Source organism: Candidatus Bathyarchaeia archaeon (assembly GCA_041447175.1).
Taxonomy (GTDB): Archaea; Thermoproteota; Bathyarchaeia; order Bathyarchaeales; family Bathycorpusculaceae; genus JADGNF01.
The window spans coordinates 1,635,991-1,650,816 of record CP166960.1; the positions used below are offsets into that span (position 1 = coordinate 1,635,991).

Annotated in this window: 14 protein-coding genes and 1 rRNA gene; 12 read left to right on the forward strand and 3 right to left on the reverse strand. The window is 48.4% G+C overall.

Annotation, left to right across the window (positions count from 1 at the left end; all coding sequences use genetic code 11):
- Positions 1-57: 57 nt before the first annotated feature.
- Positions 58-738 (forward strand): protein-L-isoaspartate(D-aspartate) O-methyltransferase, encoded by a 681-nt coding sequence (locus ACBZ72_08515; GenBank protein ID XES76218.1) that lies wholly within the window; start codon positions 58-60, stop codon positions 736-738.
- On the opposite strand, the gene fen is transcribed toward ACBZ72_08515, so the two are convergent.
- Positions 735-1,769, reverse strand: a complete 1,035-nt coding sequence (gene fen / locus ACBZ72_08520; GenBank protein XES76219.1) for a flap endonuclease-1 — start codon at positions 1,767-1,769, stop codon at positions 735-737. The genes ACBZ72_08515 and fen overlap by 4 nt on opposite strands.
- Positions 1,770-1,964: 195 nt before the next feature.
- Between fen and ACBZ72_08525 the strand changes: the two genes are divergently transcribed.
- From ACBZ72_08525 to ACBZ72_08545, 5 genes are all read left to right on the forward strand, one after another.
- Positions 1,965-2,264: a hypothetical protein gene (locus ACBZ72_08525; GenBank protein ID XES76220.1), complete on the forward strand. Its 300-nt coding sequence runs from the start codon at positions 1,965-1,967 to the stop codon at positions 2,262-2,264.
- A 136-nt stretch (positions 2,265-2,400) separates the two neighbouring features.
- Positions 2,401-4,485, forward strand: coding sequence for a right-handed parallel beta-helix repeat-containing protein (locus tag ACBZ72_08530; GenBank protein XES76221.1), 2,085 nt, complete (start codon positions 2,401-2,403; stop codon positions 4,483-4,485).
- A 205-nt stretch (positions 4,486-4,690) separates the two neighbouring features.
- Positions 4,691-5,137, forward strand: coding sequence for a hypothetical protein (locus ACBZ72_08535; protein ID XES76222.1), 447 nt, complete (start codon positions 4,691-4,693; stop codon positions 5,135-5,137).
- Positions 5,115-5,681 (forward strand): NosD domain-containing protein, encoded by a 567-nt coding sequence (locus ACBZ72_08540; protein XES76223.1) that lies wholly within the window; start codon positions 5,115-5,117, stop codon positions 5,679-5,681. The genes ACBZ72_08535 and ACBZ72_08540 overlap by 23 nt, the downstream gene beginning before the upstream one ends.
- A gap of 96 nt (positions 5,682-5,777) precedes the next feature.
- Complete coding sequence (locus tag ACBZ72_08545; protein ID XES76224.1) at positions 5,778-7,187, forward strand: hypothetical protein; 1,410 nt, start codon at positions 5,778-5,780, stop codon at positions 7,185-7,187.
- A 211-nt stretch (positions 7,188-7,398) separates the two neighbouring features.
- On the opposite strand, the gene ACBZ72_08550 is transcribed toward ACBZ72_08545, so the two are convergent.
- A 23S ribosomal RNA gene (locus tag ACBZ72_08550) occupies positions 7,399-10,415 on the reverse strand.
- 734 nt (positions 10,416-11,149) lie between these two features.
- Between ACBZ72_08550 and ACBZ72_08555 the strand changes: the two genes are divergently transcribed.
- The 6 genes from ACBZ72_08555 to ACBZ72_08580 all read left to right on the forward strand — a co-directional run bounded on the left by ACBZ72_08555 (position 11,150) and on the right by ACBZ72_08580 (position 14,537).
- Positions 11,150-11,782: an MBL fold metallo-hydrolase gene (locus ACBZ72_08555; protein ID XES76225.1), complete on the forward strand. Its 633-nt coding sequence runs from the start codon at positions 11,150-11,152 to the stop codon at positions 11,780-11,782.
- Positions 11,783-11,912: 130 nt separating this feature from the next.
- Complete coding sequence (locus ACBZ72_08560) at positions 11,913-12,083, forward strand: hypothetical protein (protein XES76226.1); 171 nt, start codon at positions 11,913-11,915, stop codon at positions 12,081-12,083.
- Positions 12,084-12,097: 14 nt separating this feature from the next.
- Positions 12,098-12,283: a hypothetical protein gene (locus tag ACBZ72_08565; protein XES76227.1), complete on the forward strand. Its 186-nt coding sequence runs from the start codon at positions 12,098-12,100 to the stop codon at positions 12,281-12,283.
- A gap of 301 nt (positions 12,284-12,584) precedes the next feature.
- Positions 12,585-12,824, forward strand: a complete 240-nt coding sequence (locus ACBZ72_08570) for a hypothetical protein (protein XES76228.1) — start codon at positions 12,585-12,587, stop codon at positions 12,822-12,824.
- A 364-nt stretch (positions 12,825-13,188) separates the two neighbouring features.
- Entirely contained in the window at positions 13,189-13,626 is a 438-nt protein-coding gene (locus ACBZ72_08575; GenBank protein XES76229.1) for an archaellin/type IV pilin N-terminal domain-containing protein, read from the forward strand.
- A gap of 92 nt (positions 13,627-13,718) precedes the next feature.
- Positions 13,719-14,537, forward strand: a complete 819-nt coding sequence (locus ACBZ72_08580; protein ID XES76230.1) for an A24 family peptidase C-terminal domain-containing protein — start codon at positions 13,719-13,721, stop codon at positions 14,535-14,537.
- A 10-nt stretch (positions 14,538-14,547) separates the two neighbouring features.
- On the opposite strand, the gene ACBZ72_08585 is transcribed toward ACBZ72_08580, so the two are convergent.
- Entirely contained in the window at positions 14,548-14,763 is a 216-nt protein-coding gene (locus tag ACBZ72_08585; protein ID XES76231.1) for a hypothetical protein, read from the reverse strand.
- Between the last annotated feature and the right edge of the window lie 63 nt (positions 14,764-14,826).

A 14,826-nucleotide genomic window follows, 5' to 3' on the forward strand; every position in this document is an offset into this window, starting at 1 on the left:
TTTTAAATCCATACATATTAAAAAGGATAAACGGCACACCTATACGCGGTGTCAGTTTTGGAGAAGGACAACTGGGGAAAACTAATAGAGGGACTTATCAAGCAGGGCACGTTAAAGTCGCCCAGTGTAATCAACGCCCTCCAGCAGGTTCCTCGAGTGAAGTTCCTCACAAAAGAAGGACAAAAATATGCTGCGGTAGACACGCCTATGCAAATTGGGTTTGGGCAATCGGTTTCTGCACCCCACATGGTAGCGATTATGAATGAAGCCCTGCAGCTTGAGGTGGGGTCAAAGGTTTTAGAGGTTGGTGCAGGTTCAGGGTGGCACGCCGCAACGATAGCAGAGGTGGTGGCACCCAAGTTTGCGCCTCGAAGCGAGTGGGGCCACATCTACACAGTGGAAGTCATCGCCTCATTAGCTGAGATGGCGCGCAAAAACATCATAAACACCGGTTACGGTGACCGCGTAACCATCATAAATGGCGACGGCGGCAAAGGCTACCCCGAAAAAGCGCCTTACGACCGCATACTGGTCACTGCCGCAGCCCCACAAATCCCCACCCCACTAATAGACCAGTTGAAAAGCGGGGGCATAATGCTGGTTCCCGTGGGCAGCCCGTTCTTGTTCCAAAAACTAGTTAAAGTCACCAAGCAAGTTGACGGAAAAATCGTTGAGGAAAACCTCGGCGGAGTTTCGTTTGTGCCGTTGACCGGCGAATTTGGCCACAAAATGGGTTAACCAAACCATTTCTCCAGCGTCGTTTTGCCCTTCTGTTTTGCCGCGCCTGCCTGCATCTTCTCCACAGCTTTGCGGACGCGGTCCTCGGAGAAATCTTTTTCCCGCACCAAAAAGTCCACGATGCCTTCGACGTCGGGGTCATGCCACTCCACCGTAAAGTCGTCGGATACTTGGGGGTGGAGAAAGATTTCTCGGATTTCCTCGGGGGGATGGGGGAAGGCGGCGTTTTTGATGTGGGGCAACGCGTTTTCTAAGGTTCCGTGTTGCTTGATGAGTTTAATCGCGGTTTTAGGTCCCAACCCGCGGATGCCATCAGGGTTAAAGTCTGTGCCGATGAGAATGCCTACATCAACAAGCTGTTCTTGGGTTATGTCCATCTCTTTGAGGGCATCTTTGAGGGATATGGTTTCGGGCACAATGTCTATGTAGACGTTTTTGCTGGGCAGCTTGCGGCGTCCCGAAATAGTCACGTTCCGCAGCAGCAGAGGTGTGCCAAAGAGCAGGCTGTCATAGTCTTGGCTGGCACAGTAATCCGCAGCACCCTTACGCGCCATGTACGAGGCTTGAGCTTCACCTTCGCTGGGCGCCCTAAGCCACGGCAACCCCATCAAATCCAGCAGGCGTTGGCTGTCGGTCTTCATGTAGTCCTTCATGGTGGTGGTTGCCTGCGCAAACGTCCGCATCTTGGCGGTGTCGCCTTCTGCAGCGGCTTTTTCGTAGTGAACTTGGGCTTGAGCTTTGATTTGTTTACGCCGCTCAATCTCTTCCCGCTTAAACTTGGGTGGAGCACCATCAAAGACGTAAATGGGTTTAATGCCCAACTCAACGAGGTTGCTGGTGCGGTAAAATAAGCCGCTAAGGTGGCTGGTAACTTTGCCAGTGCTGTCCATGAGGGGGGTGCCGTCAGGTTGGCGGATGATGCTGAGGAACTGATAGATGGCGTTAAAGGCATCTATGGCCACGGTTTTTCCTGCTAAATCTTCGAGTTTAACCACGGTTTTTGGTACGATGTCACGTAAGTTTACGCCCAAAACTTGCACCCGTCAACATATTACAAAAAACAAGTTAAATAACTTGCGAAACACCCAAACCGTCGATGCCAGGAAAGGACATGAAATTTTCGATGAGCCTGTAGGTGTTAATGTGTATCCACATACCCTTAAACGAGCACCCACCCTTCAGTTCACACATCTTTTGCTCAATCAAACAAGTGGAGGTGATGTTACGTGAGGTTTATGCTCATCGTCCACATGCCCACCCAAGCCGGAAACGACCTGCTCCGAGGCGGCATAAAACCAATAGAGGACCTCCTTGCCGCAGTGAAACCCGAAGCCGCATACTTTGGCGAGCACTACGGCGAAAGAACCTTCTTTTTGGTGGTTGATTTGCCCTCCGCCGACGCCATCCCCCGCGTCTCCGAACCCCTCTTCAACATGGGCGCCCGCGTCGAATTTCACATAGCCATGGTTATAGATGACCTAAAGAAAGCGTTTCAGAACAAACCCCAAATAAGCGCCCCCATATAACAGCAGCCAACTAACGTTTAGCAACGGTTTGTCAACAACTGTGTAGTCAATGGAACTTTGTCAATAAATTTTGACAAAACATTCTAATACAAAAATCAATAAAACCGCAGCCCGCCAAGTTTAGGTGGGAATGCCAATGAAGAAAACACGCCAAAATGCATTCTTGATATTTGTTATTGGAGGACTCGTTTTCTTTGGCAGCTTACGCCTTGACACGGCACAAACTGGGGTAATAACCATAATCGGCTCAGACACCACATGGACCAAAACAAACAGCCCCTACACCCTCACTGGACCAATAGTCGTAAACGAGGGCATAACGTTAACGGTGGAAGCGGGAGTCACCGTGAACCTCAACAACTACTACCTATACTTGAACGGCACCCTCAAAGCAATTGGCAACCCAAACGACAGGATTCAATTCTTGGGTGGAGAAATCACTTTTGGAAGCAACCCAGAAGGCACCTCTTCTACATTCGAATACGCGGTGATTAATGCCTCAGTATCAAGTAGCCGACCACTTGTACTGGAGAATAATGTGGTTTACCGCCAAGTTACTGCTGGAGACACCTCAACATTCATGTATAACATCATTTCAGGGGACATCAAAGCTGGAAGTTCAACTACAATTTCTTACAACAACATAACAGGAGCCATTTCTGTGGGAGACGCCTGCGTGATTTTCAACAACACGATTGGAGGAGACACGTCGACAGGAAAACTCTCCAAAGTTATGAACAACATTATGCAGGCAAGCGTCCTTTCTACGAATCCGTCAACTGCATTAACCGTTGGTGCCTCATCCGAAGTCAAGAATAACACCATCACAGGTGGACTCGCAGCCACTTCTTCAACAATATCAAACAACACTATCTCTGGTGGTTTTCCCTTTACCGATTGGAGCATGGTTAGAGTAACGGATTCTACCTCTGCAGTTATGGTTGATGGGAACTCCACTGTCGCCTCAAATACAATCTTCAGTACCCGAGGGTACGGGATTCTGGTCAAGGAGGGGTATACAAAGATTTCTGGGAACACTGTAAGTCAAGGCATCAGGGTCGCTGGTGACGCATTGATAGAGAATAATCTAATCATCAACAGCGGAACGGGAATAAGAGTTGGCGAAATATACGTCCCTGCCTTCTACGAAGCCGATTACGGCAACGGCGACTCCGTAATTCGGAATAACATCATCACTAACTGTACCACGGGCATCGGAAGCACACAGGGCGGTGGCACATCAAAAATTGAAAGAAATCTCATAGCGAATAACATCAACGGCATACTGGTCAACTCAGAGGTAACCATTCAAAACAACACACTTTCCAACAACACCGTCGGCATCGAGTTAAACAAGTGGACCCGCGAAATAATTTTCAACAACATCGTAAACAATAGCCAGAACGGCATCGTCCTAAAGGACGTATCCAAGGATGTTAATTCGACTTACAACTGGTGGGGAACCACCGATATGCAAACAATTAACTTCTCGATACACGATTTCAAGTACAACTTTAACTTGGGCACAGTCAGTTTTGTTCCCTTCTTAACAGAGACAAACCTACAAGCCACACCTACCCCCGAAGACGCATTACCCACACCTCTTGAGCCCACCAACCCAACTCCTACGGCAATAACAGTCTCGGTTTCTCCGCCTGCGGCTCCTATGGGAACATCAGTGACCATAACAGGCACAGCCACAGGAACGAAGGGAATGGAAATAGCAGTGACTACAATTGATCCAAACGGAAATTTCCAAACCATCGGCAATTTGCCTCCTCAGCCAGACGGTTCGTACAAGGTCAGTTGGATTCCACCCCTTGAAGGCACCTACACAATTATTGCTGCCCTTGATGCTACAGGGGTGAAAGCAACCACGAACCTAACCATAACTCACGTAGAATCCAACTCAACACCCACAGCTACTTCGACCCATTCAATCGGGCCTTCTTCAACCGAAACCCCGACCCAAACCACGCCGCCAACGCCCCAAACGTCCCCGACCGCAGCAGCAAACAATCAGCTAACCACGCAGAGTACGCCCCAAGTAAGCGTCGCTCCAGAGACCACCCAAACAGGTGGTCAAACAGAGGGGCAACCGCCGCCGTCTGATGCAACGGCAACGGTAACTATCGTGGTAGCAGTAGCCGCAATTGTGGCTGTACTTATGATTCTGGCGGTTATGCTCAAAAGAACCAGCCCAGCCAATGCAGCCAGCTAAAGCAGCCAACCTATTTGCCGTCTATTAGCATCCAAATAACAATTCGATGCAGAACCTATAGAGGGGCAGAGGTCTCTCTGATTCTTACTTCGCTAACGTCATTTTCGTGTAGATAATTTTGGGAACAGAACTTTTTCTTTACACAAGAAACCTTTACAATCAGGCTTTTAAGCCACCTCTCTTGTTTAATAAAATGTTGGTCACCATGGGAATCAAAAGCAACCAAACAAGAATAATTGTGTGGTTCATGCTTGCAATTCTCACTTGGGTGTTTGCTGCTAATTTGGCATACGCAAATCCCCTTCCGCCTCCGCCTGAAAGCTTGCCCACCATTTTAATCAACGCCGACGGCAACGTAACACCTCCAACTGACGTAATTGAACGGGATGGCGATGTGTATTATCTAACTCGCGACGTTTTCCAGGAATACACACTGAAAGTTAATTGCAGCAACATAGTACTTGATGGAATGAATCATTTGATTGATGGTGCAGGCGCAGGTAGCAATGGCGTTATGTTAACCAGCGTTGCCAACGTCACCATCAGGAATTTGCGGCTAAAGGATTTCTATTTTGAGGGACTATCGCTTTTCAACTCTTCAAAATGCACCATAACTGCAGTTAACACACTTGACACCAAATACAGGCATTAAACTCAGTGACAGCTGCAATAACACCATAACTGCGAACCAAATAACCAACAACAAACAGTTAAACGGCAGCTCGGGTATCGTGTTTGGTTCTTCGTATGTGCTTGGCGGAGCCTATCAAAACAGCATCTTTGGCAATAACATAACGGGACTACACTACGTTTTTAGGGTGGAGGGCAACTCTAGCGGCAACAGCGTTTACGCCAACAATTTTCTAAATTACTCCCAGCCAATGCTTTCAACCACCGACAAGCACATGATGAACTTTTGGGACAACGGCGCCGTGGGCAACTACTGGAGCACCTACGACGGGGCAGATGCTAACCAAGACGGAATCGGCAACACCCCGTACATGTTAGATTTGCACGATAAGGACAATTTCCCCCTGATGGTTCCCGCAAACGCTTCCTCAGCGTCCTCTGCATCAGCAACAACTCCAGAGGTATCGTCTGCGTTGACAACTTCTGAATTTACTCCTGCAGTGGGTGTGGCGTTGATAGTGATTGTCGTTGTGTTGTGTCTGCTTTTCAGAAAGGAGGTTGTGTGACTTCGCCAAAACTGAAGTGAAAAGTTTTTTGTACACAAATTTTCTTTACAAACACCCTTTTTAGTTGAGTTGACTTAGAGTGAATCGGTGGTGGCTGTGGGTAACAAATCCGTCATAGGGGTTTTATCGACGCATCATGAACGGTTATTGTTTTCAGGCAGTCTACTTCTCGTTTTGTGCGTTTTTATTTCAGTCAATTCGGCTAATGCATCTTTGGCGATGTTTAGCCGAACATATGGAGGAACAGAAACAGACGTGGCTAATTGCATAATCGAAACATCCGACGGAGGATATGCCATAACTGGTTACACATACTCTTTTGGCGCTGGAGGGGAGGATTTCTGGTTAGTTAAAACAAACGCTAACGGAAATGTAGAGTGGAATCAAACATACGGAGGACCATTAGATGACCAAGCATACTCCGTAGTTAAAACCTCTGATGGGGGATACGCCTTAGCTGGCTACACAAGGTCTTCTGGTGCTCCAGGGATTGCGTGGTTAGTTAAAACTGATGCAAGCGGAAACATGCAATGGAACCGAACGTATGATGAAACAAAAGAGAAAGAGATTGGCGCCTTGATTGAAACCTCTGATGGGAGCTTTGTGATAGCAGGAAACCACTGGGGGATGAGTTATAGAGTTTTTGATTTGTGGCTGCTTAAAACTGATGCCGAGGGGAATGAAATCTGGCAAAAAACTTATGGTGAGTCAATAATGGAATTCGTGCGTTCTGTGGTTGAGACGTCTGATGGAGGATATGCAATAGCAGGTTGTACTGGTTCGGGGTCAAATGATTTCTGGTTAGTTAAAACAGACGGTGATGGAAATGTGGAGTGGAACCAAACATACGGAGCCATAAAAGAATACCCTAATTCAGCAGTAAAAATTGAGCAAGCTTATTCTCTGGTTGAGACCTCTGATGGGGGCTTTGCTTTGGCGGGATTAACAGATTCTTTTGGTGCTGGAGAGGACGATTTTTGGTTAGTTAAAACTGATGCAGAGGGGAATATGGAGTGGAACCAAACATATGGAGGAGTCAAAGATGACCAAGCTTATTCTGTGGTTGAAACGTCTGAGGGGGGTTATGCTTTAGCGGGTCGAACGAAGTCGTTTGGCGCGGGCGGGCTTGATTTTTGGTTTGTTAAAACGGACGCAAACGGAAATATAGAATGGAACAGAACGTATGGAGGGGCAGAGGCAGACTACGCTAAGTGTGTTATTGAGACCACAGACGGAGGATACGCCATAGCAGGATATACATCATCTTTTGGTGCCGGGAAGGGAGACTTTTGGCTAATCAAAACCGACACGGAAGGCAACTACACTCCAGAATCCTTGCCATCACCTTCAACAACAGAAAGCCCATCTCCAACCGCCTCACCATCACCATCAATTCCCGAATTCACACCCTCAGCCGCCTTAGCGGTGACAGGTACAGTTTGCGTTATAGCCTTCATCTGGAAAAAAGCCGCAAAGCAACTTCAGAAGCAGAACAACGCCGACTAACAATACTTAGTAATTGAAGAAAAGACGCAGACTTAGACAAACAGTTTTCTTTGCAAACAACATTAAAAACGTAGAGGGATAGGACCTATCAGAAACGTAGCTAACCTACCAAAAAACCCAATAAAAATCTCGTTCTGACACGCACGCATAGGCCAAACTTTTTCGCGAACACTTTTCCGTAAGTTCATCAAATATCGCTCAGATACCACCGAGGACTGGCATCTCGGGCGATTGGAAGATGCAGGCTGAGCTAGTCGACCGAAGTCTTCTAGCGTACACCCCAACTCCATCAAACCCATCTTCTATGGGAGCCCTCGTCCAGTGAAACTGGAATGGCTGCCTCTTTTCGGGAGAGGCTTCGAGCTTAGATGCTTTCAGCTCTTATCCACAACAGCGTGGCTGCCCGGCGACTGCCTTATCAGACAACCGGTTAACTAGAGGCTACAGCGTCCCGTTCCTCTCGTACTAGGGACCCTTTCCCCTCAGGCAGCCAACACTCCCAGCAGATAAAGTCCGACCTGTCTCACGACGGTCTAAACCCAGCTCACGTTCCCTTTTAATAGGCGAGCAGCCTCACCCTTGGCCCCTTATGCAGGGCCAGGATAGGAAGAGCCGACATCGAGGTACCAAGCCGCGGGGTCGATGGGGACTCTCGCCCGCGACGAGCCTGTTATCCCTAGGGTAATTTTTCTGACACATCCAGCCCCCACCAAAGGGGAGCATGGATGATCGCTAAGCCCGGATTTCTCCTCTGCATCCCTTACTGTTTGGGATACAGTCAGGCTGGCTTTTGCCCTTGCACTCTACGGAGGGTTTCTGTCCCCCCTGAGCCAACCTTAGGGCGCCCTTGATATCTTTTCAAGGGCGTGCCGCCCCAGCCGAACTGCCCACCTACCGTTGTTCCAGCCCACAAGGGGCCGGTGAGAAACACGGTTACAGAAAGTCGGTGTTCCATTGTTGCCTCCCCCACGTCCCGGAGAACGCAGGATCGACGGCTCCCGACTACACTCTGCATCCGCAACCGTATTCCAGCGGCAGGCTGCAGTAAAACTCCACAGGGACTTCTTTTCCCGCTGGGAGATCGTGGACTGTTCGTCCACGTTATGTGGTTTCACCGGGTACTACGCGGGGACAGTGGGGCCCTCGTTGATCCATTCATGCACGTCGGAACTTACCCGACAAGGCATTTGGCTACCTTGAGAGAGTCAGAGTTACTCCCGGCGTTTGCAGGCCCTTAGCCCAGTTGGACCCAGGTTTCAGGTACCTGTACTGGCCAGGATTCAGAAACCGTTCACAAGCTTTCGCTCTTGCGGTTTCCTGTGTTTTTATTAAACAGTCGAGACCCCTTTGTCACTGCGACCTGCTTTCGACAGCCGAAGCTGTAAGAGCAGGCACCCCTTATACCAAAGGTACGGGGCTAAATTGCCGAGTTCCCTCGCATTAGTGTATACCCGACACGCCTTAGGTTTCTAGCCTAGGGGCACCTGTGTCGGTTCTTGGTACGGTCACAGAGGATCCTTCCTGCACCCTTTTCAGTGGCTCCAGAAATCAGCTGAACCACCCTAAAACGGGCGGCTATTCCCGATTTCGTCTGGTTCTCGCCATTACGGCACTCCCCAGATTTATACGGTTAAACAAGGCGACAGCCCTGCTCAGCCTATCCCGAAACGTCCGGTGTTAGGCTTGCGTTACCGCGTGTACCTCTGTGGTTCCGGAATCTTAACCGGATTCCCTTTTTCGGCATGATCGGTTGAGTCATGTCTTAGGACCGACTTACCCCCGGCTGAAGATCGTTGCCGGGGAACCCTGGCCCTTTCGGCGGAGAAGATTCTCACTTCTCTTTGCTGTTACTACCACCGGGATCTGCAATCCTAATCGGTCCACTGGACCTCACAGCCCAGCTTCTGCCCAACTAGGACGCCCTCCTACCAGCACATTGCTGTGTTCTGAGGTATCGGTGGCTGGCTTAGCCCCGTCAATTTTCGGGGCCGTTAGCCTCGGCGGGTGAGCTGTTACGCTTTCTTTGAAGGATGGCTGCTTCTGAGCCTACCTCCCCGCTGTCTGAGGCTGACGACGCCCTTCGGTTTGACATTTAGCCAGCACTTGGGGACCTTAACCTCAGTCTGGGTTGTCCCCCTCTCGGTCATGGAGCTTACCCCCATTAACCCGTTTCGTGAGGTCTATGACGCGAGTGGATTCGAAGTTTGAAAGAAAAGTGGATCCTTTCGGACCCTTGTTTTCCAATCAGTGCTCTACCCCACTAGCTGCCTCGCTCACGACTAGACTAAGATCTACTTCGGAGGGAACTAGCTATCACCAGACTAGATTGGTCTTTAGCCCCTATCCCCAGGTCTGAGGAACGAATTGCACGTCAGAACCCCTGCGAGCCTCCATTAGGCTTTCGCCTAACTTCGCTCTGCCCAGGGATAGATCGTCTGGTTTCTAGTATGTAAAGCTGTGACTCCGGGCCCTTTCAGACCCTGCACCTGACTCTTGCGAGCTGCGTGCGTATTGGTTTCCCTATGCTTACGGGTTTTTAGCCCTTAGGCTTGCCACAGCCATAAACTCCCCGGCCCGTGTTTCTAGACGGAATATGCAACCCTGGTCCTCCTTCTTTGTACTGCCATTTCACAATGGTTTCCTTCAGAAGGAATCTACCCTTCTGGGCTGCAAACGTCTGTTACTGTCTGGTTTCAGGCACTTTTCACCCCCATTCCGGGGTACTTTTCAGTTTTCCGTCACCGTACTAGTGCACTATCGGTCTTGAGGCGTATTTAGTCTTGGAAGTTGGTGACTCCCAACTTTCTGCACCCAAGCCAGGGTACAGTAGTCTGGGTATCTGAGCATAATTCATTCTGGTTTGCGTTTACGGGGCTATCACCCTCTATGGCAGGTCTTTTCAAACCATTTCAACTTCGCCAGGGAAGAAGAACTCAGACCCTTAACTCTACATCTCCCACAAGTTTCCCTGCGGGATTCGGTTTGGACTATTCCCATTTCGCTCGCTGCTACTAAGGGAATCCCGTTTTGGTTTCTTTTCCTCCCCCTACTAAGATGCTTCCGTTCGGGGGGTTACCGCTCCGTAAAGGAGCATTTCTAGGAAGTCCCATTCAGGAATCCTCGGTTCGAAGGCTGCATGCGCCTACCCGAGGCTGTATCGCCGCTTGCCGCGCCCTTCGTCGGCTCTCAAGCCGAGCCATTCTCCAGACAGCGTGGCATGTCCGAGCCTTAGTGGTATCTGTTTGGCGTTTGATGAAACCTTACGTTATGTGTTGCGCGTCGCTTTTGGCCTATGCGTGGTGTCATGTGAGCATGTCTTGTGCGTCAAGGTGCTCATTCACCCTTCACCCCAATCTGGTTAGGACGGGGGTTGCATCTGTTTTTTCGTTGGCAACTGAATGTTGCTGGAACAGTTAGAAGCGCTTCTCGGCAATATAAGTGTTGTGTCGAACAGGTTTGAGGTTTCTCCGTTCAACCCCAAGCTGAGCAAAGCACACATTTCCCGTGTTTTTACGTGAATGTTTTGCGTTTTGCCCACATTCAATCAGCACCGAAGTTGCAAATACGCTTCTACACCGCAAACTTTGTTGCGGCTAAAGGCTTCCAGTTACACAGCCCTAAACACGCTATATGCCCCTGCAGAATCACCCATTTTTTGGGGAAATCTGCGGCGGGAGCGCGTAAGTCAGCTTCACCATAAGCCCATATAGAAACAATAAACGCGGGCGTAGAAAAATTTTTTGGCGAGAGCAAAAATTCAACAGGCTCTTAGTGTAAAGCAGATTGGGTTAAAATGTAGCTGGAAGTGCCACATATAACGGCACAAGAAGCACCTCAAATCAGATGTTCTTGTCGCTTAAAATTAGGCTTTTAGTCTAAATCAGTGTGGTTTGGTTAGAGTAGCTTTAATTATATATGCTTGTTACGTTAACTCCAATATATGGAGGAAACGGGCACTGCTGATGACTAGGACATTTACAGTGGGCATACTTTCATCGAACTGTTATTTAGTTAACTGTAAGGATACTCTTCAGGCTGCAATCATAGACCCCGGGTTTTCAAGCGAACAGGAAATTGACGAGTTAACATCCTATATCGAGAAAAACAATTTGGAACCTAAATTCATAATCAACACCCATGGACACCCAGACCACGTCTGCGGGAACCAAGCCCTAAAAGACAAATATCATGTTCCAATCTGCATTCATGAAAATGATGCATATATGCTTGGAGAATCAGGCAAAGAAACTGCAAGGTACTTCGGTTTTGACACGGTTTCACCCGCGGCAGATATTCTTCTTCGCGAAGGCAGCTACGTAAAATTTGGGGATGTCACTCTAAGAGTCGTGCACACACCTGGACACAGTTTTGGCAGCATCGTGCTTTTAGGAGAGACCGAAGTTTTCACGGGGGACACCCTGTTTGCGGGTTCCATCGGACGCACTGACTTCCCCGGCAGCTCGGACCACGATATCCAAGTTTCGTTACGCAAACTGATGACCCTTCCAGACTACTTTGTTGTCTATCCAGGGCATGGACCTAGAACAACCATGGGTGAAGAGAAACGGGTGAACCCCTTCCTAAGAGTCTTATAAATCAAAGCCCACACCCTCGCTTCAAGTTATCATTTTGACCTACCCCCCCTCTACGGGTTCTGCATCGAATCAATATTAGCATTCAAATAGGATAGCACTGGCGGCAGCGGCTCCTGCACAGGATTTGGGCATGATTCAGACCATATTCTTCGCCTCCGTGATTTTCCACAGCTACCTCATCGACAGTGTGGCAGGAAAAATCAGCGATGAATCCATCGCGTCAGGCTTCGAACACGCCAGCATACTGGTCATAATTGCAGTTATCGCAGCGAAGGTCATTCCTCAATTTGTAAAGTTCTAACAAGGCGAGTAACTATGCAAGTTGAGAAGCAAAGTAAACGTTTCCGAAGCGACAAACGAGCGTTCAGCCCAGCAATCGTCACCGTCATTGTGACCAGCTCGGTTATCGTTATGGTGTTTGTTGCCATGGTTTACACAGATGGGTTTTTGAAGATGCTGCTTGCGGAAAACGAGTCACAACTACAAGCAGTTCATGCCTAACCACCGCACTGCAGATTGATGACATCGCATGGACCATTGGACGCACTCAAACTGTCAGGTATTTTAGCCGATTTGCGCAAGTGGCATTTGAGCCGAATGTTCTAAGCTACTCGATTGAAGTTAGCCATGACAGCCAACCAGTCCAAATAGGTAAATGAAACTTTGCCGACAGGCGTTATCCTGTTCAATATGCCCACCACTGACTACACAGTGGGCAACGCTATGGTGAGAACATTTTTCCTGCGGCCAACAGGTCGTTTGTCCAAATGGCTCTTCCGCCCCTGTGAGCAAAGTCTATGTTATGGAGAAACTGCCAATGGAAGGCGGCAACTATACTCGAGTGGTTGTTGCACCGACAATTCGGCAACTAAACTCCACTATGGCAACCAAACTACGTGAAGTTTTACCTGCCCCTTTTGACCACCGAAACAAACCCCCTGCTTTCACAGTCAGTCACGTTAATTGGCAAAACGGTAACGCAGTACACCAACGACTATGTCGAGCAGGTTTGTTTCAGGATGGAGTTTACTCAATCCGATGAGGGGGTGATGCGGGTTTCTTCCCATTTAACGACCAGCTACAAGCCGCATACTATGAAACGTGGTTGATTTACCAGAAGACGCCATTGTTGAGTTCTACGTTGGCACAGTTTCGGTTTATCTGGGGAAGCATGTATAGAATGGAGGTTGAAGACAAATGCAGGTAACCATTGAATACATGATTTTGATTCCAGTTCTCATCCTCGAGATTTTCCTGTTTCTCATCGCGGTCGACTGAGTTGCCGCCGATTGTTGCCGTGGAAACGGAAAATTATCTTTCAAACACTTATTTCAGCTACAGATTTGCAATTCATACACATTAAAGATCTAAAATGTAGTTGATACAAACTAAGAGGCGAAAAGAGTATGGCATTCAAAAACCTAAAAATGCTAAAATCAAGAAAGGGCATCTCGCCGATACTAGCAACACTGCTACTCATTGTCATCGCAGTCGCAGCAATATCCGTGACATACGCATGGATCATGACCTACACTGACAGCACAACTGAAAAAGCAGGCGTCATGCTGTACAAAGCCAACGTGCTATTTAATTCAACCACCACAGACAGAATCACAATCGACATCGGCAACTCAGGCACATCCGCGGCTACCCTAAGCAAAATCTACATTGGAACTTCTGCTACAGCAGTTGCGGACCAAGGCACATTATCAAACACTGCGTTAGCTGCAGGCGGCATTATAAGCAATACGTTCACATACAACTTTGATTCAGGTGATATGTACTACTTTAAAGTCGTACCAACAACCGGGAACCCATTAGAATTCAATGAAAGAGCCCCATAAAACGACAAACCTTTTTCTATTTTTTATTTTTCAAAACTGAAACCAATTTATCCAGCTGAAGAGAAAAATCACCAATTTGAAGGTGCCGTGACGTGCAGGAAATCTTTGCAGCATCCCGAGTAGCCGTATCGTTGGTCTTCCTAATTTACGCGTCTTGGAGCGACTATAAAACCCGCGAAGTCTCCAACCGCGTCTGGGTACTCTATGCACCCATCGCTTTAGCCTTAACAGTTCCCGAACTTCTGCTCTATGAACCAGCAAGCCTGTGGTACTTCGGTTTAAGCGTTGGCTTAACCGTCAGCTTTGCGTTTCTATTATTCTACACAGGAGGGTTTGGCGGAGCCGACTCCAAGGCGCTTATGTGCATCGCGGTTGCCTTGCCCTTTTTCCCCACAGTCCTTGTTAAACCAATTTTAGCTAACGGACTCTCGCCACTTTCGCAAGTCGTGTTCCCCGTAACCATCCTAAGCAACGCCGTGTTAATTGCTGCGTTCAGCGCGGTAGGTCTGCTCCTCTGGAACGTGGGCACCAAAGCAAAAACCAAAAAACCCCTGTTTGAGGGCACTCTTGCAAGTCAGTCAGTAGGGAAAAAACTGTTGGTGCTGTTGACAGGAAAAAAGTATCCTCTTGAAACACTAAAACAGAAATGGCACATATACCCCATGGAAGACATAACAGCAGAAGAAGGACCCCCCGAGGTTGCAAAGAGAAAATTGTTTATTGTACCCAAAGATGAGGGTCGAGATGAAGTTTTGGCGCGGCTTTCTCAGGCGGCTGAGGAAGGTAAAATTGAGTCAGCAGTGTGGGCTACCCCCGGGTTGCCTATGCTTATTTTTGTGACGGCGGGTTTGGGTGTTGCGCTTTGTTTAGGCGATGTTGTTTGGATATTGGTTGCGCAACTGTTTGGGTAACTAATGCCGTTTAGAGTTGGGTTTTGCTGCGTTTTGAGTAGGAAACGGAAGCAACCGCCATGAGTGCACTCCCAGAGCCTATGAGTGGCAAGGCATAGTTGCGGTAGGGGTAGGTAATGAGGGAGAATAGGTCGGTGTTTGCAGCGGCGTAGGAGAAAAGAAACGCACTAATTGCAAACAGGACAATTGAGGTTAACAGGAGACCGATTTCGATTTTAAATTGCACTTTGATATTGCGCCCCAAACTTGAATTGCATTCGGTAAACTTGTGAGAAAGGTTATTTTAGCT